The organism is Nonomuraea sp. NPDC051941, from assembly GCF_044593615.1.
The window spans coordinates 1-17,980 of record NZ_JBIUCF010000105.1; the positions used below are offsets into that span (position 1 = coordinate 1).

General features: G+C 71.3%; 15 protein-coding genes. 12 read left to right on the plus strand and 3 right to left on the minus strand.

Annotated elements, in window-relative coordinates; translation table 11 throughout:
- Positions 1-208 precede the first annotated feature (208 nt).
- Genes ACIHFD_RS66635 through ACIHFD_RS66645 form a run of 3 tightly spaced genes read left to right on the plus strand, consistent with a single transcriptional unit; the run spans position 209 to position 5,049 of the window.
- Complete coding sequence (locus ACIHFD_RS66635; protein WP_397375758.1) at positions 209-1,786, plus strand: chitinase; 1,578 nt, start codon at positions 209-211, stop codon at positions 1,784-1,786.
- The gene (locus ACIHFD_RS66640) at positions 1,783-3,195 is read left to right on the plus strand and encodes a carbohydrate-binding protein (protein WP_397375759.1); all 1,413 of its coding nucleotides are present in this window, start codon (positions 1,783-1,785) and stop codon (positions 3,193-3,195) included. The genes ACIHFD_RS66635 and ACIHFD_RS66640 overlap by 4 nt, the downstream gene beginning before the upstream one ends.
- Positions 3,196-3,249: 54 nt before the next feature.
- Positions 3,250-5,049, plus strand: coding sequence for a chitinase (locus tag ACIHFD_RS66645; protein ID WP_397375760.1), 1,800 nt, complete (start codon positions 3,250-3,252; stop codon positions 5,047-5,049).
- Here ACIHFD_RS66645 and ACIHFD_RS66650 read toward each other — a convergent pair.
- Entirely contained in the window at positions 5,042-6,613 is a 1,572-nt protein-coding gene (locus tag ACIHFD_RS66650; RefSeq protein ID WP_397375761.1) for a molybdopterin-dependent oxidoreductase, read from the minus strand. The genes ACIHFD_RS66645 and ACIHFD_RS66650 overlap by 8 nt on opposite strands.
- Positions 6,614-6,731: 118 nt before the next feature.
- Here ACIHFD_RS66650 and ACIHFD_RS66655 point away from each other — a divergent pair, with 118 nt between their 5' ends.
- Positions 6,732-8,126: a hypothetical protein gene (locus ACIHFD_RS66655; RefSeq protein ID WP_397375762.1), complete on the plus strand. Its 1,395-nt coding sequence runs from the start codon at positions 6,732-6,734 to the stop codon at positions 8,124-8,126.
- On the opposite strand, the gene erm is transcribed toward ACIHFD_RS66655, so the two are convergent.
- Entirely contained in the window at positions 8,115-8,939 is an 825-nt protein-coding gene (gene erm, locus ACIHFD_RS66660; RefSeq protein ID WP_397375763.1) for an ErmE/ErmH/ErmO/ErmR family 23S rRNA (adenine(2058)-N(6))-methyltransferase, read from the minus strand. The two genes, ACIHFD_RS66655 and erm, sit on opposite strands and share 12 nt — an antisense overlap.
- Positions 8,940-9,285: 346 nt before the next feature.
- On the opposite strand from erm, the gene ACIHFD_RS66665 reads away from it, so the two are divergent.
- Genes ACIHFD_RS66665 through ACIHFD_RS66700 form a run of 8 tightly spaced genes read left to right on the plus strand, consistent with a single transcriptional unit; the run spans position 9,286 to position 16,665 of the window.
- Positions 9,286-9,963, plus strand: coding sequence for a response regulator transcription factor (locus tag ACIHFD_RS66665; RefSeq protein ID WP_355210078.1), 678 nt, complete (start codon positions 9,286-9,288; stop codon positions 9,961-9,963).
- A complete protein-coding gene (locus ACIHFD_RS66670; protein ID WP_397375764.1) occupies positions 9,960-11,381 on the plus strand; it encodes a sensor histidine kinase in 1,422 nt (473 codons plus the stop codon). The genes ACIHFD_RS66665 and ACIHFD_RS66670 overlap by 4 nt, the downstream gene beginning before the upstream one ends.
- 24 nt (positions 11,382-11,405) lie before the next feature.
- On the plus strand, positions 11,406-11,942 hold the full coding sequence (locus ACIHFD_RS66675) for a hypothetical protein (protein WP_397375765.1): 537 nt from the start codon (positions 11,406-11,408) through the stop codon (positions 11,940-11,942).
- A complete protein-coding gene (locus ACIHFD_RS66680) occupies positions 11,939-13,030 on the plus strand; it encodes a peptidoglycan-binding protein (protein ID WP_397375766.1) in 1,092 nt (363 codons plus the stop codon). The genes ACIHFD_RS66675 and ACIHFD_RS66680 overlap by 4 nt, the downstream gene beginning before the upstream one ends.
- Complete coding sequence (locus ACIHFD_RS66685) at positions 13,030-13,692, plus strand: ABC transporter ATP-binding protein (protein WP_397375770.1); 663 nt, start codon at positions 13,030-13,032, stop codon at positions 13,690-13,692. Before ACIHFD_RS66680 ends, ACIHFD_RS66685 begins: the two co-directional genes overlap by 1 nt.
- On the plus strand, positions 13,689-14,885 hold the full coding sequence (locus ACIHFD_RS66690) for an ABC transporter permease (RefSeq protein WP_355210090.1): 1,197 nt from the start codon (positions 13,689-13,691) through the stop codon (positions 14,883-14,885). Before ACIHFD_RS66685 ends, ACIHFD_RS66690 begins: the two co-directional genes overlap by 4 nt.
- A gap of 54 nt (positions 14,886-14,939) precedes the next feature.
- Positions 14,940-15,803: a hypothetical protein gene (locus ACIHFD_RS66695; protein WP_397375767.1), complete on the plus strand. Its 864-nt coding sequence runs from the start codon at positions 14,940-14,942 to the stop codon at positions 15,801-15,803.
- A gap of 19 nt (positions 15,804-15,822) precedes the next feature.
- Complete coding sequence (locus ACIHFD_RS66700) at positions 15,823-16,665, plus strand: DUF6597 domain-containing transcriptional factor (RefSeq protein WP_397375768.1); 843 nt, start codon at positions 15,823-15,825, stop codon at positions 16,663-16,665.
- On the opposite strand, the gene ACIHFD_RS66705 is transcribed toward ACIHFD_RS66700, so the two are convergent.
- On the minus strand, positions 16,651-17,691 hold the full coding sequence (locus ACIHFD_RS66705) for an AI-2E family transporter (protein ID WP_397375769.1): 1,041 nt from the start codon (positions 17,689-17,691) through the stop codon (positions 16,651-16,653). The two genes, ACIHFD_RS66700 and ACIHFD_RS66705, sit on opposite strands and share 15 nt — an antisense overlap.
- Between the last annotated feature and the right edge of the window lie 289 nt (positions 17,692-17,980).

Genomic DNA, 17,980 nt, shown 5'->3' on the forward strand with positions numbered 1-17,980 from the left:
GCCCCGGCGCGGGGGGGGGGGGCGGCGGGGGGGCGGCGGGGGGGGGGGGGGGGGGGGGCGCGCGGGGGGGGGGGGCGGGGGGGGGGGGCCGCCCGCCGCCCCCCCCCCCCCCCCCCCCCCCCCCCCCCCCCGGCCGCCCCCCCCCCCCCCCCCCCCCCCCCCCCCCCGCCCCCCCCCCCCCCCCACGCCACCCCTGAAGGAAGAACTCGTGAGACCTCGCGCGATCCTCCTGGCACTCTCCACCCTCGCACTCACCTTGTACGCCCTCCCGGCCCACGCTGCCCCTCTCGCCCCCGGGGCCACCGCGACCTTCGTCAAGGTCTCCGACTGGGGCTCCGGATTCGAGGGCAAGGTCACCGTCACCAACGGCACCACCACGGCCATGAACGGCTGGAACGTCCAGTTCGACGTCCCGGCGGGCTACTCGATCCCCTCCGCCTGGGACGCGGTCATGTCCCGCAGCGGGCAGCACTACACCTTCACCAACCCGAGCTGGGCCTCCCCCCTCGCACCCGGGGCCAGCGCGAGCTTCGGCTTCAACGGCAGCCCCGGCAACTTCCCCGGCATCACCGGCTGCACGCTGAACGGGGCCTCGTGCGGCGGCTCGACGGCAGGGGCCCCGGGCCGGCCGGGCGCCGCCTCGGCCACCGCGACCGGCAACGCCATCTCCCTCACGTGGGGGGCGTCCTCGGGCACGGTGACCGGCTACCGCGTCTACGAGGGCAGCGTTGTCAAGGCCACGGTCACGGGCACCTCGGCCACGATCGGCGGGCTCGGCTCGTGCGAGACCCACACCTACACCGTCAAGGCGTACAACTCCGTCGGGGAGTCGGACGCCGGCGACCCGGTCACCGCCACCACCACCGGCTGCACCGGGGGCGGCGGGACGCTGCCCAAGCACTTCCTCACCGGCTACTGGCACAACTTCGCCAACGCCGCGGCCGAGCTCAAGCTGTCGGCCGTCCCCAACGAGTACGACCTGATCGCCATCGCGTTCGGCGAGGCCACCGCCACCGCGGGCGAGGTCGTCTTCGCGCTCGACCCCGGGCTGTCCTCGGCGGTCGGCGGCTACACCGACGCCCAGTTCAAGGCCGACGTGCAGGCCCTGCACCAGCGGGGCAAGAAGGTCATCCTGTCCGTGGGCGGCGAGGCCGGGCGCGTGCAGGTCGCGAGCGCCGCCGCCGCGACGAAGTTCGCCGACTCGGTGTACGCGCTGATGCAGTCCTACGGCTTCGACGGCGTGGACATCGACCTGGAGAACGGCCTCAACGCCACCTACATGGCCCAGGGGCTGCGGGCGCTGCGCGCGAAGGCCGGCTCCGGGCTGATCATCACGATGGCCCCGCAGACCATCGACATGCAGTCGACCGGGGCGGAGTACTTCAAGCTCGCCCTGAGCATCAAGGACATCCTCACGGTCGTCCACACGCAGTACTACAACTCCGGGTCCATGCTCGGCTGCGACCAGGCGCAGGCGTACGGGCAGGGCTCGGTGAACTTCATGACCGCCCTCGCCTGCATCCAGCTCGAGAACGGCCTGCGTCCCGACCAGGTGGCGCTGGGCCTGCCGGCCGGGCCGGGCGCGGCGGGCGGCGGCGTCGTCTCTCCCTCCCTCGTCAACCAGGCGCTCGACTGCCTGGCCAAGCGCACCAGCTGCGGGACCTTCGTGCCACCGCGCGCCTACCCGGACATCAGGGGCGCGATGACCTGGTCCATCAACTGGGACGCGAGCAACAACTGGTCCTTCTCCAAGACCGTCAAGCCCCACCTCCAGGGAATGCCATGAAATTTCGCAGCAAACTCATCGCATTACTCGCCGGGATCGCCCTCGCGCTGACCGGCGCCGGATTCTCGACCGCCACGCCCGCCGCGTTCGGGGCCGTGCAGCAGCTGGCCGCCGCCTGGGCCCCGTGGACCTCGTACGCGATCGGCGCGGTCGTCACCTACAACGGCGTCGACTACGTGTGCATCCAGGCCCACACCTCGCAGCCCGGCTGGGAGCCGCCCAACGTGCCGGCCCTCTGGAAGGTCGGCTCGGGCGGCGGCAACCCCGGCGCGCCCGGGCAGCCCGGATCGGTCAACACGTCCGTGACGAACTCCAGCATCTCGCTGAGCTGGGGCGCCTCGTCCGGCACCGTGACCGGCTACCGCGTGTACGAGGGCTCGACGCAGCGGGCCCAGGTCACCGGCACCAGCGCGACCGTCTCCGGGCTCGGCACGTGCACGACGCACACCTACACGGTGAAGGCGTACAACTCGGCGGGCGAGTCGGCCGGCCGTGACGCGACCGCCACCACCAGCGGCTGCACCGGCGGCGGCGGGACCAAGATGCCCGGCGCCCCCTACCTCTACATGGGCTGGGGCGACCCGCCGAACCCCGGCACCGTGATGGACGCGACCGGCGTCAAGTCGTTCACGATGGCGTTCATCCTGTCCGGCGGCGGCTGCAGCCCGGCGTGGGACGGCAACCGCCCGCTGACCGGCGGCGCCGACCAGCAGGCCATCAACACGATCAAGTCGAAGGGCGGCAGCGTCCAGGTCTCCTTCGGCGGCTGGCAGGGCAACAAGCTCGGCCCCAACTGCTCCACGCCGCAGGCGTTCGCCAACGCGGTCCAGCAGGTCATCAACGGCGTCGGCCCCGCCGTCGTGGACTTCGACATCGAGAACACCGACGAGTTCGAGAACTACACCGTCCAGGACCGCATCCTGAACGGCCTCAAGATCGTCAAGCAGAACAACCCGAACGTCAAGGTCGTCGTCACCTTCGGCACCTCCAAGACCGGCCCCACCGCGCCCGGCGTGCGGCTCATCAACCAGGCCAAGGCGCTCGGCGTGCCGATCGACAACTACACGATCATGCCGTTCGACTTCGGCGGCTCGAACATGTACCAGGACACGGTCAACGCCTCCGAGGGCCTGAAGAACGCGTTGAAGAGCGCGTTCGGGTGGAGCGACGCCCAGGCGTACGCGCACATGGGCATCTCGGGCATGAACGGCCTGTCCGACCAGCAGGAGACGACCTCCCCGTCCACGTGGACGCAGATCCGCGACTGGGCCAACTCGCACGGCCTGACCAGGCTCGCCTACTGGGCCGTCAACCGTGACCGCCCCTGCCCGGGCGGCGGCGTGGTCTCCAACTGCAGTGGCATCTCCCAGTCCAACTGGGAGTTCACCCGCATCACCGCCGGATTCTGACCCGCTGAGCGGCCCGCCCCCCGCGCCGGGGCGGGCCGCGCGTGGAGGTAGCGCATGAATCTCCGAGGACCGGTCGCGCTCGCCCTGGCGCTCGTCGCGCTGCACGCAACCCCGGCAGCCGCCGCCAACATCCTGGCCAACCCCGGCTTCGAGTCCGGGCTGAGCGGCTGGACGTGCGGCACCACGTCCGGCGCGCAGGCCGTGTCGTCACCCGTGCACGGCGGCACCCGCGCGCTCCAGGCCACCCCGCAGGGCAGCGACTACGCGCGCTGCCAGCAGACCGTCACCGTCAAGCCGAACACCGCCTACCAGCTCTCGGCCTGGGTCCAGGGCAACTACGTCTTCCTCGGCGCCACCGGCACCGGCGGCACCGACCCGCAGACGTGGGGCGCGCCGGGCGCGGCGTGGAGCCAGCTCAAGACCTCCTTCACCACCGGCGCCTCGACCACGTCCGTGACGGTGTACGTCAACGGCTGGTACGGCCAGGGCGCCTATCTGGCCGACGACGTGGTGCTCGACGGCCCCGGCGGCACCCCGGACACCCAGGCGCCGACGGTCCCCGGCAACGTGTCCGTCAGCGGCGCCACGAGCTCCAGCCTCACCGTGAGCTGGGCGGCGGCCACGGACAACGTCGGGGTGGCCCGCTACGAGGTCTCCCGCGACGGCGGGGCGCCGGTCGCCGTCACCGGGACGAGCCACCAGGCCACCGGGCTCGCCGCGGCCACCACGTACCGCTTCAAGGTCCGCGCCTGCGACGCCGCCGGAAACTGCTCGGCCTACACCCCCGAGGCCAGCGGCACCACGACGAGCGGCGGCGGGGGAGGCGGCGGCCTGCCGAAGCGGGTGATGGTGGGCTACCTGCACGCCTCATTCGCCAACGGATCCGGATATATCCGGATGAGTGAGGTGCCGAACGAGTGGGACATCATCAACCTCGCCTTCGGCGAGCCCACCTCGGTCACCTCCGGCGACATCAGGTTCCGGCAGTGCCCGGCGGCCGAGTGCCCCAACGTCGAGCCCGAGGCCGACTTCGTCGCCGCCATCAGGGCCAAGCAGGCACAGGGCAAGAAGGTGCTGATCTCGATCGGCGGCCAGAACGGCCAGGTCCAGCTCACGACCGCGGCGGCCCGCGACAAGTTCGTGGAGTCGGTGTCCGCGATCATCGACAGGTACGGCCTGGACGGCCTGGACATCGACTTCGAGGGCCACTCGCTCTACCTCAACCCCGGCGACACGAACCTCGCGAACCCGACCACCCCGGTCGTCGTCAACCTGATCTCTGCGCTGAAGTCGCTCAAGAGCCGGTACGGGGCCACATTCGTGCTGACCATGGCGCCGGAGACGTTCTTCGTCCAGCTCGGCTACCAGTTCTACGGCCCGGGGCCGAACGGCACGGCCGACAGCAGGAGCGCCTCGTACCTGCCCGTCATCCACGCTCTGCGGAACGACCTGACCCTGCTCCACGTGCAGGACTACAACTCGGGGCCGATCACGGGCCTCGACGGCCAGTACCACACGATGGGCGGGCACGACTTCCACGTGGCCATGACGGACATGCTGCTGGCCGGCTTCCCGATCATGGGCAACGCGGGCAACGTGTTCCCGCCGCTGCGCCAGGACCAGGTGGCCATCGGGCTGCCCGCCTCGCCGAACGCGGGCAACGGGTTCACCACGGTGGCGGAGGTGCAGAAGGCGTTCGACTGCCTCGCCAAGGGGGCCAACTGCGGCACCTACCGGCCGCGCGGCGTCTACCCGAACCTGCGCGGCCTCATGACCTGGTCGATCAACTGGGACAGGTTCAACGGCTTCGAGTTCTCCCGGAGCCACCGGGCGTACCTGAACGGTCTCACCTGACGAGCTGCGTGGGCTTGAGCGGGATGCCGAGGCCGGGCGGCCGGTAGGTGGGCAGCGCCTCGCCGTACTCGTGCATCCAGGCGTGGTCCACCAGCAGCCGCATCCGCCCGCCGCCGGGCGGGCCGCCCTCCTGCACCGGGGCGGCCCGCCCGGCCAGGCGCGCGACCGCCTCCGCGACCAGCCCGGTGTCGGGCGGCGACAGGTCGCAGTGGTCGTCCGGCCCGATGATCAGGTCCACGTCGGGCGGCAGCGGGTAGATCGGCCGCGGCAGGGCCAGCACGCGCGGCGGCGGCGCCATCGGCCAGCCGTCGCGCACCGCCTCCAGCAGCACCGAGCGCGCGGTCCGGCGCGCGAACAGCCCCTCGGCCAGCGCCCAGCTCAGCGCGCCCACGTCCGCCCGGTCCTCGCCACAGGCGTGCAGGCACAGGTACGGCACCAGCGGGATCCCGGCCCCGCTCGCCTGCGCCCACCCGCTGCCGCATCCGGTCAGCACCAGCAGCGCCAGCATCGCCCGGTAGGCGGTGTCGGCGTGCGGCGTCTCGAGCCGCCCCGGCACGAGCAGGCAGCGCCCGCCGGTCTTCTCCGCCGTCACGCCCAGCTCCCGCGCGATCTTCAGCGTCCGCGACGCGGCCACCCCCGTGCACGCCTCCTGCCAGGCGGGCGTGTACGGCTCACCCGGGTCCGCGTATCCAGACGGCCACACGCCAGGCAACCCCGGCCGGCCCACCCCGTAAACGGCCAGCAGCAGGTCGAACACCGTCGTCACCAGCTCGTCGCCATCCCGCAGCACCGGCACGCCCCGCCGCAGCACGCCCGGCCCGTCGTCGAAGCGCGGCAGCAGCACCTCCACCGCCTCGCCGCCGTACACGCTCAGCCGGTCGCACCCGCGCCCCAGCAGCCCGCCCGGCACGTAGGCGTCCTCGCGCGCCCGCAGCCGCACCAGCGACGGCAGGTCCGTGCGCTCCATGGCGTGCTCGGCGAACGGCGTCCTGTCCAGGAAGAACTCCTTGAGCAGCACATGCCCCATGGCCATCGCGAGCGCCCCGTCCGTGCCGGGCCGCACGACCAGCGTCTCGTCGGACAACCGCGTCGGATGCGTGCCGATCGCGACCACCTTCTGGCCCTTGTACCGCCCGGCGATCACCCAGGGGGTGTCCGGCGTGCGTACCAGCCGGTTGTTCTCCCCCCACAGCAGCACGTACGCCGCCCGCGCCCAGTCGTCGGCCGCCGGGCCCGCGAACCGCGGTCCCAGCACCTGCTCCGGCGCGCACGGGTGCTCGGTCAGCACCGCGCCGCCGAGGTCGGCGATCAGTCCCGCCAGCGGCGAGGTGGACAGCGCCGCCACCCGATCGGGCCCGTGGGACGCGGCGGTGTGCACCATCGCCGCCGCCGCCAGTTCGGCCGCGGAGGCGTCGTCGAGCGGCACCCGCCGCTCTCCTCTGAACGGCCGATATTGCTGAGAATTCGCTGTGAGTTTCGCCCAGGCGGCAACCGGGTCACGGACCCCGTCCCGCACCTCGAAATAGAGCCTGACCAGTGCCTGGTTGACCTGCGATCCCCCCATGGAAAAAGTTCAACACAGACAGTGATGCTCTATCGCCATACGTATCGGCATGTCGGGGATAAGAATTGGAAGCCCTGGTGGAAACCACTGCCGGAGTTACGGCAGGCTAGAGGCCGCCATGGATTACGCAGTTCTCACGGGGATAGTCCTCGTCGCCGGTGTCGTACTCGCTCTAGTCGCCCAATGGCGGGATTGGCGTCCACCGCTCGTCGTCGCCATCGTCGTCGGCGTGGCCGTACGCCTGCTGATCATGTACACGTCGGCCATCGATTCGTGGCAACCCGTCGACTTCATGGAGAGCTTCAAGCCCGCGGGCGAGGCCGTGCTGCGCGGTCAGGACCCGGTGCTCGCCAGCGAGGGCGGCTGGCACTTCCTGCCGACCATCCCGTACGTGTACGGGATCCTGCTGTGGCTCGGCATCCCGTGGGAGTACGCCGGGCGCCTGGTCACCGTGGTCGCCGACATCGCGCTCATCCCGCTGGTGGCCAAGCTGGCCGGCGGCCCCAAGGCGTCGCTGCGGGCGCTCCAGTACGCGCTCAACCCCCTCGCCCTGATGATCGCCGCCATCCATGGCCAGGTCGAGCCGGTCGCGCTCGTGTTCGGCGTGGCGGCGTTCGTGGTCGCCCGCGGCCCCGGCGCGCTGGAGCGTCCCGGCATCGCGACGGACGTGGTCGCCCGGGTGCGCGCCGGCGTGGCCGCGTACGGCGTGCGCTCCTCGATCCCGCGCGTGCTCGGCCGGGGCGGCATGCTGCACCGCGCGCTGCTGCCGGCCCCCGGCGACAGGGCCGACCTCAAGCGGGGCGCGCTGGCCGGCCTGCTGATGGGCCTGGCGCTGTGCGCCAAGAGCTGGCCGATCTGGCTGATCCCCGGCATGCTGCTGCTCCTGCCCAACCTGCGCTCCCGGGTCGCCGCGATGTTCACCACCGGGATCGTGCCGCTGTTCTTCCTGGTCACACTGCCGGTCTTCGCGGGCACGTCCCTCAACCAGATCCCCGCCGTCATCAACACCATCCGCGACATCCGCCCCATCGTCGGCGAGTGGGGCTGGACCCCCTGGTACACCGGCGGCGACTGGGCGCTGCGGCCCGACCTGGCCTCGTTCGGCACGAACCTGATCTACCTGTGCGTCGTCGCGGCCGTGCTCTACTGGCGGCGCGCCGACCCGATCGACATGACGACGGCCATCCTGCTCGTCTTCATGGTCGTGACGCCCCGGCTCGGGGCCCAGTACCTGATGTGGTTCATGCCGTTCCTGGTCGCCAGGCCCACCAGGTTCGCCTGGCCGGCCATCGTGGGCGTGTCGATCTGGTCCGGATACGGCTACCTCTACATGACGCAGTTCGACGTCAACAGCTGGTGGTACCTGCACCAGGACTGGTCGCGGGCGTCGATCGTGCTGCTGCCGATCCTGGCGCTGGCCATGCCCTGGGGCCGCCGCGTCGCGACCACGGCCCCAGGACTGGCTCCCCTCGTCGGCCCGTCGAAGCAGGCCAAGGTCAGCTCACCGGCATAGGCCCTCCCACAGGATGATCCACTGGTCGGGGTGGACGTGGGCCACGACGGTGTCGCGGGCGACGCCCGCCGCCTTCAGCGCGGCGTCCACCCCCTGGTAACGGGTCTTCAGCGAGGCGCGCACCGAGCCGCCGACGCCGCCGAAGCCCAGCTCGACCAGCTCCTGGTAGGAGCGGCGCGAGGCGACGAGCGGCTCGGGCCTGCGCTGGACGCGCAGGATCGCCGAGTCGACGGACGGGACGGGGCGGAAGCTCTCCCTGCCGACCGTGTCGCCGAGCCGCCAGTGGAACCACGGCCACGACTCCACCGTGACCAGGCTCCAGCGGCCGTAGTCGCCCGACCGCTTGCGGGCGTACTCCCGCTGGGTGAGCAGCGTCGCCGAGGTCAGGGCCGGCGCCCGCAGGCACCAGTCCACGATCTTCGACGTGATCGAGTACGGGATGTTGCCCACGACCGCGAACGGCTCGCGCGGCGCCCGCGCGGCCGTGAAGTCGCCCCTGACCACGTCGATCCTGGGATCGCTGCGCGTACGGGCGGCCAGCCGCCCGGCGAGCAGCGGGTCGATCTCGTAGCCGACGACCCGCGCGCCCGCCTCGGCGAGCGCCAGGGTGAGCACACCCTCCCCGGCGCCGGGCTCCAGCACGAGCCCGTCGGGAGCGGCGGCCTTCACCACCAGATCGACGGCATGCCGGTCGGCCAGGAAATTCTGCGAGAGCGTGCGCCTCGCCCGGTCTCTGGGCGTGCGACCGCCGCCGCCATTCCTGGCTTTACGCTGAGTATGCGAATAGTTTCCGTGCGCGAAATTCTGCGCCACAGCACTTGCCCTTTCGGGTCCTCGAGATTGACAGGTCTCGAAGGGCCCTGGGCGCGCGTGCGGACGCTACAGCCTCAGGTGTTCGCGTCCGCTAGCGGGCCAGAGCCCGGCCGTGGCGGATGCGAATGAAAACCGGGCAGGAGAACATGCATGTCATGCCGGTCACAGTAGGCAGCGGTCCGTCGTCCGGGCAACGGAATTAAATGTGACGCGCGGCCGGCCGTGTTCCTGTGGGGCGTGCCCGGCCCGCTCACCGCGACGTGCCGTTCCGGCCGCGCGGGCCGATCTTCTACGTGAGATGAGCGCTTTGAGCCCGCTTTGAGGTGGTTCGGGTAGACCTTTACCCATGGACCGACCGGCCAGGGTGCTCGTCGTGGACGACGAGCCGAACATCCGCGCCCTGCTCTCCCAGACGTTGCGACTGGTGTCGTTCGAGGTCAGGACCGCGGAGACGGGTGCGGAGGCAGTGACGGCCGCCAGGGAGTTCGACCCCGACATCGTGGTGCTCGACGTGATGCTGGAGGACTTCGACGGGTTCGAAGTCGCCAGGCGGCTGGGCGAGCGCGTTCCCGTGCTGTTCCTGACCGCCCGCGACCGGGTCGAGGACCGCGTCCAGGGCCTCACGCTGGGCGCCGACGACTACGTGGCCAAGCCGTTCAGCCTGGAGGAGGTGGTGCTGCGCATCCGCGCCATCCTGCGCCGCAGCCGCTCGACGCCCCGCAACGACGTGCTCCGCTACGCCGACCTGGAGCTGGACCCCGCGGCCCACCAGGTCTCCCGGGCCGGAGTGCCGGTGGACCTGTCGCCCACCGAGTTCAACCTCCTCGAATACCTCCTCACCAACGCCGGCAGGGTGGTGAGCAAGGCGCAGATCCTCGACAGCGTCTGGCACTACGACTTCGACGGCGACTCCAGCATCGTCGAGTCGTACGTCTACTACCTGCGCAAGAAGATCGACAAATGGGAGCCGCAGCTCATCCACACCGTGCGCGGCGTCGGCTACACGCTGAGGACCCCGCGGTGAGGCCGGCCGCCTGGACCCTGCGCACCCGCCTGGTCATGGCCGTGCTCGGAGTCGCCACGCTCGGGCTTGTGCTCTCCACCGTGGCGGGCGTCGCGCTGCTGCGCGGCAACCTGATGGGCCGGGTGGACCAGCAACTCGAACAGCTCAGCAGACTCGTCACGATCAAGAAGGGCGACCTCTTCTCGCAGGTGCGCACGCTCCAGCCGGTCCCGGTGGACGACGTCGTCTCCGAGGTGCTCACGAAACGGATCGCCGCCGTCCAGCAGATCATGATGTACGACACCGGCGGCACGCTGCGGTTCAAGTTCGGCGACCCGAACGAGCCCGGCCCCGTCATCGACAAGGGCAGGGTCGGCGAGACCTACACCGCGCCGGGCACCTCGGGGCCCTCCTGGCGGGTCCGCGCCACGAAGGCGTCCAACGGCAACACCGTGGTGCTGGCCCAGTCGCTCGCCGAGGTCGAGGAGACCCAGACCTCCGCCGTCGCCATCTTCGTCGCGGTGGGCGTGTTCGTGCTGCTCCTGGCCGGCCTGGCCGCCGACGCCCTCGTCCGCCTCGGCCTGCGCCCGCTGACCAGGATGGAGGCCACGGCCGGCCACATCGCCCGCGGGGACTTCGACCGCCGGGTGCCCGCCGACGACCCGCACACCGAGCCCGGCCGCCTGGCCCGCGCCATGAACGTCATGCTCGACCGCCTCCAGTCCGAGATCGCCGCCAGGACCGACTCCGAGGCCCGCATGCGCCGCTTCCTCGCCGACGCCTCCCACGAGCTGCGCACCCCGCTCACCTCCGTGCGAGGCTTTGCCGAACTGCACCGCAGGGGCGGCGACGCCGGCGAGGCGATGCACCGGATCGAGGACGAGGCCGCCAGGATGGGCGTGCTGGTCAACGACCTGCTCACGCTGGCCCAGCTCGACGAGGAACGCCCGATCGAGCGGCGGCCCGTGGACCTGCTGGAGGTGGCCGCCGACACGATCCGCGACGCCCGCGTACGCGCGCCGGACCGGCAGGTCAGGCTCGCCGCCCTCGACGGCCCCCTCGCACCCGTGACGATCACGGGCGACGACGCCCGCCTGCGCCAGGTGGCCGCCAACCTCGTCGGCAACGCGCTCTGCCACACGCCCCCCGACGCGTCCGTGACCGTCAAGGTCGGCAGATCGGACGGCCTGGCCGTGCTGGAGGTGTCCGACACCGGGCCCGGCGTGCCGCCCGAGCACGTGCCGCACCTGTTCGACCGCCTCTACCGCGTCGGACGGGGCAGATCCAGGGCCGACGGCGGCGCCGGGCTCGGCCTGGCCATCGTCTCCGCCATCGTCAGCGCCCACGGGGGCCGCGTCGAGGTGGACACCGCGCCGGGCGAGGGCGCGACGTTCCGCGTCCTCCTACCTGGCTCCGAGGCGGCTCCCAGCTCGCTTTGAACGGCGCTCGGCACATTCGGAGGCATGACGAAGACACTCATCGCACCCCCGCTGCTGATCGGGTTGCTGGTCGCGTTCGCCGTCGGCTGCGGCAGCGGGCAGGGTGACACGGGAGTCGCCTCCGTGGCCGTGGGCTCCTCCGCGAAGCCGTCCGCGAGCCCCGCCCCGACCGGCACGGCGGACCCGCAGGAGCAGGGCAGGAAGTTCGCGCAGTGCATGCGCGACCACGGGATCCCCATGGAGGACCCGGACCCGAACGGGGGCGGCGGCCTCCAGGCGATCGGCGAGAACGCCGACAAGAAGAAGGTCATGGACGCCGTCGCGGCCTGCCAGGCCTACGCTCCCTTCAAGGACCGCAAGAACCTCGATCCGGAGCAGGTCGACAAGCTCCGCGAGCTGGCCAGGTGCATGCGCGAGAACGGCGTGGACTGGCCCGACCCCAACCCCGACGGCAGCTTCTCCAGCGGCACCGCGCTGAAGCTGGACCGGAACAACCCCACGTTCAAGAAGGCATTCGAGATCTGTGGCAAGAAGTTCCCGAAGCTGGGGGAGCGGAAGTGACGCAGGTCAAGGAGCCCTCGACGGCCGTCCGCGCCTTACCGCCCCGCCGTCGCCGCCCCCTGCGGGCGCTGGCCTGGACGGGCGGCGCCGCGCTGCTCGCCGCCGCCGTCGCTGCCGCCGCCGTGGGCTTCGGCGGAGACGGCACCGGTACGGCCGCAGCCACCCGTACACCCCCGGCCACCGCCAAGGTGACCCGTACGACCCTCACCGAGACGAAGACCGTGGACGGCACCCTCGGCTACGGCGACCCCCTGACCGTCACCGCCAAGTCCCAGGGCACGATCACCTGGCTTCCCGGCGAAGGCACCACGATCACCCGGGGCCACGCCGTCTACAGCGTGGACGCCGACCGCCGCCCCCTCCTGTACGGCACCATGCCCCTCTACCGCACCCTGGAGGACGGGATCGAGGGCAAGGACGTCGAACTGCTCGAACGCAACCTCGAGAAGCTCGGCTACACCGGCTTCGACGTGGACGGCGAGTTCACCCGGGCCACCAGGGAGGCGGTCGAGGACTGGCAGGACGACCTCGGGCTCGACGTCACCGGCAAGATCCAGCCGGGGGACGTCGTGGTCGCCGACGGCACCATCCGGGTCGCCGACCTGAAGAAGGCGCTCGGCGACAGCGCGGGCGGTCCCGTGCTGACCGCCACCGGCACCACCCGCCAGGTGCTCGTCAACCTCGACGTGGCCGACGAGCACCTGGTCAGGAAGGGCATGAAGGCCACCGTCGAGCTGCCCGACAGCACCGAGGTGAACGGCAGGATCACCCGCGTGGGCAAGGTCGCCACCGAGACCGGCAGCGGAAACGACACGACCACCACCGTGGAGGTCGAGGTGTCGGTGAGCGGGCTGAAGAAGTCGTACGACGCCGCCCCCGTGGACGTCACGATCGTCTCCGACCAGCGGAAAGATGTCCTGGCCGTGCCCGTCGGCGCGCTGTTCGCCCTGGCCGAGGGCGGCTACGGCGTACAGGTCGTCGAGGGCCCGGCCACCCGCTACGCCGCGGTCGAGACCGGCATGTTCGCCGACGGCCGGGTCGAGGTCACCGGCGTCCAGGAGGGCACGACCGTGGCGGTGCCCAAGTGATCGTCGAACTGCACGACGTGAGCAAGGACTACGGCGACGTGGCCGCGCTCCGTGGAGTCTCCCTGGGCATCGAGCACGGCGAGCTCGTCGGCATCGTCGGCCCGTCCGGCTCGGGCAAGTCGACCATGCTCAACATGATCGGCACCCTCGACCGCCCGTCCGGCGGCCTGGTCCGCATCGCGGGGCACGACGTGGGCTCGCTCACCGACAAGCAGCTGTCCGCGCTGCGCGCGAACGTCATCGGCTTCGTCTTCCAGCAGTTCCACCTGGCCGCCGGGGTGAGCGCGCTGGACAACGTGGCCGACGGCCTCCTGTACGCGGGTCCGTCCCTGCGGGAGCGGCGGCTACGGGCGTACGAGGCGCTCGAACGCGTCGGCCTCGGGCACCGGCTCGGCCACCGCCCGCACGAGCTGTCCGGCGGCGAGCGCCAGCGCGTGGCCATCGCCCGCGCCGTGGTCGGCGAGCCGCGGCTGCTGCTGGCCGACGAGCCCACCGGCAACCTCGACTCCCGCTCGGGAGCGGGCGTGATGGAGCTGCTGCGCGAGCTGAACGCGGGCGGCACCACCGTGGTCGTCATCACCCACGACCGCGACATCGCGTCCTCGCTGCCCCGGCAGGTCGAGATGCTGGACGGCCTGGTCGTGGAAGGAGCCCGGGTATGACTCTTCTGGTTGCGGCCCGGATGCGGCCGCGCGACGTGATCAGGGTCGGCGGGGCGGGCCTGCGGGCCAGGCCGCTGCGGGTGTTCCTGTCGGCGCTCGGCATCGCCATCGGCATCGCGGCCATGCTCGGCGTCGTCGGCATCTCCGCCTCCAGCCAGGAGGACCTCAACCGGCAGCTCGAAGCGCTCGGCACGAACCTGCTCACCGTCTCGCCCGGCCAGACCCTGTTCGGCGAGGCGTCCCACCTGCCCGCCGAGTCGGAGGGCATGATCGGCCAGATCGACCCCGTCACCGCGGTCACCGCCACCGGCACCACACCGGCCAAGGTCTACCGCAACGACCACATCCCCGAGGCCCAGACCGGCAGCGTCTCCGTCACCGCCGCCCGCCTCGACCTCATCGAGGACGTCGGCGCCACCGTCGTCAGCGGCGCCTGGCTGAACGAGGCCACCCACCGCTACCCGGCCACCGTGCTCGGCGCCAAGGCGGCCGACCGGCTCGGCGTCGTCCAGGCCGGTCCCGACCAGCGGGTGTGGCTGGGCGGGCAGTGGTTCACCGTCGTGGGCGTGCTCGCGCCCGCGCCCCTGGCCCCCGAGCTCGACACGGCCGCCCTGGTCGGCTGGCCGGTCGCGGAGGAGCGCCTCGGCTTCGACGGGTACGCGACCACGATCTACACCAGGGCCCAGGAGCAGTACGTCGCCGCCGTCCGCGACGTCCTGGCCGCCACCGCGAACCCGGAGACGCCCAACGAGGTCGAGGTGTCGAGGCCGTCCGACGTCCTGGCCGCCAAACAGGCCACCGACGCCACGCTGAACGCGCTCCTGCTCGGCCTCGGCGGCGTCGCCCTGCTGGTCGGCGGCGTGGGCGTGGCCAACACGATGGTCATCTCGGTGCTGGAGCGCCGCGCCGAGATCGGCCTGCGCCGCTCCCTCGGGGCCACGCGCGGCCAGGTCCGGGTGCAGTTCCTCGCCGAGTCGCTGCTGCTGTCGGCCATCGGCGGCGTGGGCGGCGTGCTGCTCGGCATCGGCGTCACGGCGGCGTACGCGAGCCTGCAGAGCTGGCCCGCGATCGTCCCGGTCTGGGCGATGCTCGGCGGCGTCTTCGCCACGCTGATCATCGGCGGCATCGCGGGCTTCTACCCGGCCGTACGGGCCGCGCGGATGTCGCCGACGGAGGCCCTGGCCACTCCGTGAGCATGTCCGATTTCGACAAGAGAACGGCCCAGAGGAAGGAGTAGCTTCGCCGTCATGGACGTGATCGACCGTGCTGAGACATATCTGCAGCTCCACGGCCGCCTGCTCGACAGGTTGCGGTTCGCGGCGCTGTTCCGGGACGGGCCCCGCGAACGGGTGCTCGACATGCTGCGCTGCTACCAGAACACCGACGGCGGCTTCGGCCACGCGCTCGAGCCCGACCTGCGCGGCGCGGGCAGCCAGCCGGAACCGGTCGAGGTGGCCTTCTGGATCCTCGACGAGCTGGACGCGTTCGACTCGCCGATGGTGGCCGCCGCGTGCGACTACCTGGCCGGAGTCGCCACGCCGGACGGCGGCGTGCCGTTCGTGCTGCCGTCCGTCCGCGACACGCCCCGCGCGCCGTGGTGGGAGACCCCCGACGACCCACCGGGGAACCTCGTCCCCACCGCGTCGATCGCGGGGCTGCTGCACAAGCACGGCAGCACACATCCCTGGCTCGCCGCCGCGACCGACTTCTGCTGGTCACGGATCGCCGCCCTCACCGAGATCAGCCCGTACGAGGCCCGCGCCGTCGTGACGTTCCTGGACCTGGTGCCGGATCGCCCTCGTGCGGAGGCGGAGTTCGCGCGGCTGCGTGACGCGCTGCTCGCGAACGTCTCCTTCGATCCCGACGCGCCCGGGGACGCTCACTTCCCCCTGGATTTCGCGCCGTCGCCGCTGCGGCTCCCGATGTTCACGGAGGACGTCCTGGACGCTCACCTCGACGCTCTGCTCCGCGCGCAGTCCGAGGACGGCGGCTGGAGCGGGAACTGGCTGATGTGGACGCCGCTGGTGGAGCACGAGTGGGGCGGTTACCTCACCGTGGCACGGCTCAGGACGCTGCGGGCGTACGGGAGACTGCCGGGGTTCTGTCAGTGAGGCGGAGTACGTTGGAGGCATGTATGTGGAACGGCCTCCGACCGCCGACCTCGCGGGCCGTCTCGCCTGCGTGTGGCATCAGGTCAGCGAGGCCGACGCCACGCAGCTCGTGGTGCCCGACGCCTGCGTCGACCTGATCTGGGGGCCTGAGGGGCTGTTCGTGGCCGGTCCGGACACCGGGCCCATGCCGGCCCCGATGGCCTCCGGCGACACCTTCGTCGGCATCCGCTTCAGGCCGGGGGCGGTGGGCGACTTCTTCGGCGTCCCGCTCCAGGAGCTGCGCGACCAGCGCGTCCGGGTGTCCGACCTTCCATCTCTCCGTGATCAGCCTGCCCGGCTCGCCGAGCTCACCTCCCTGCACGATCAGCCCGTCGGGGTGTCCGCCCTCTCCTCTCCCCGCGATCAGCGGGTCTCGGTGTCTGACCCCCCGTCCCTCCGGGATCAGCCCATTCGGCTGGCCGATCTCCCGTCTCTGCACTCCGCGGATGTCGCGCCTCCCGGGCGGCTCGACGCGATGCTCGCGGCGGTCAGGGGCCGCCTGGCCCGCGAGGTCCCCGCCGATCCCGCGGGCGCCGCCATCGCCGGCGCGCTCAGGATGGGCCGCTCGGTCGGCGAGGTGGCGTGGGACCTGGGGTTCAGCGAGCGCCAGCTGCACCGCCGCAGCCTGGTCACGTTCGGCTACGCGCCCAAGATCCTCCAGCGCATCGTCCGCTTCCAGCGCGCGCTGACCCTGGCCCGCGCGGGCGTCCCCCTGGCGGAGGTGGCGGTCACGGCGGGCTACGCCGACCAGGCGCACCTGTCACACGACGTCAAGCGGCTGAGCGGGGTGTCCATGCGCCACCTGGTCTCACCCGCGGGGTAGCTTGCCCGACACCAGCGCCTGCGCCCATCCGGCGGTCGGGTCGCTGTCGATGAACAGCGCCCGCGCCAGCAGGCTGAGCGGAATGGCGAGAATGGCGCCCAGCGGGCCCAACACGAAAGTCCACACGATCAGCGAAAGAAATGTCATCGTCGTCGACAGCCCCACGGCGTCCCCCAGGAACTTGGGGAGAATGAACGACTGCGTGACGACATTGGTCACGGTGTACGCGGCGACGACGAGCAACATTTTCTGCACGCCGCCGTCCAGCAGCGCGAGCATGGCGGGCGGCAGCAGGCCGATGATGAAGCCGATGTTGGGGATGTAGTTGGCGATGAGCGCCAGCACACCCCAGAGCAGCGGGAGCGGTACGTCCAGCAGCGTCAGGGCGATCACGTCGAGCACCGCGTAAATGATCCCGAAGACGGTCGAGACGATCAGGTAGCGCCGAGTTTTGTGCGCGAACGTGGCCAGCGCGGGAACGAGCCGCGCCCCGTTGCCCGTGCCGGAGGTGAGTATTTTCGCCGTCACCGGAGCGTCGAGACACATCGCCAGCAACAACACGACAATGAGAAACATCGACGACAGAATGGCGATCACACTGCCCAGCAGAGCCTGCGCGAATTCCACGATCTTGCCGGGGTCGAACGCCGCCAGCCCTTTGTTGAGCACGTCGTTGCTGACGCCGTGCGTGGTGGCCCAGTGCTGGGCGTCGGAGAGCAGTTGCTGGAACTGGGCGGTGTACGAGGGCAGCAGCGAGGCGAGCTGGGTGGCCGAGATGACCAGGATGCCGACCATGCCGAGAAGCACGAGCACGACGATGAGGAACGGCACCGCGACCTGGAGCCAGGTGGGCGCGTGCCAGGCGGCGAGCCTGCGCCGCACGGGGGAGACGGCGATGACGAGCACCAGCGCCAGCACGATGGGGCCGGCTATAGACGCGACCTCACGGATTCCGTAGAGGACGATGACGGCGGCCGCTATGCCCACCAGGATGATGAGCGCCCTTGGCGCCGCTTGCTCTCGCACGCCCGGTACGTACCCCTGGTAGGCGTGCGTACCGTCGATTTGACGGTTCCCGGAGGCGTACATAGAGTTCACCAGTCCCGAGAGGGCGGCGCTTGATCGTCGATCTCACTCGGGGGCAACCTCCCTTCCACTTCGGTGCGAGACGTGCGCGTCTGGTTCTGGGGGCTGGTAAGTTAGAGGGGTTGTCCCGGAAACGGGGCGGGTCTTAATTCCAGCAGGTCGAGCAAGTCGGGTCAATTTGACAGGGACTTGAACGGCTGAAAGAATAAAGACACAACGAAATGAACGC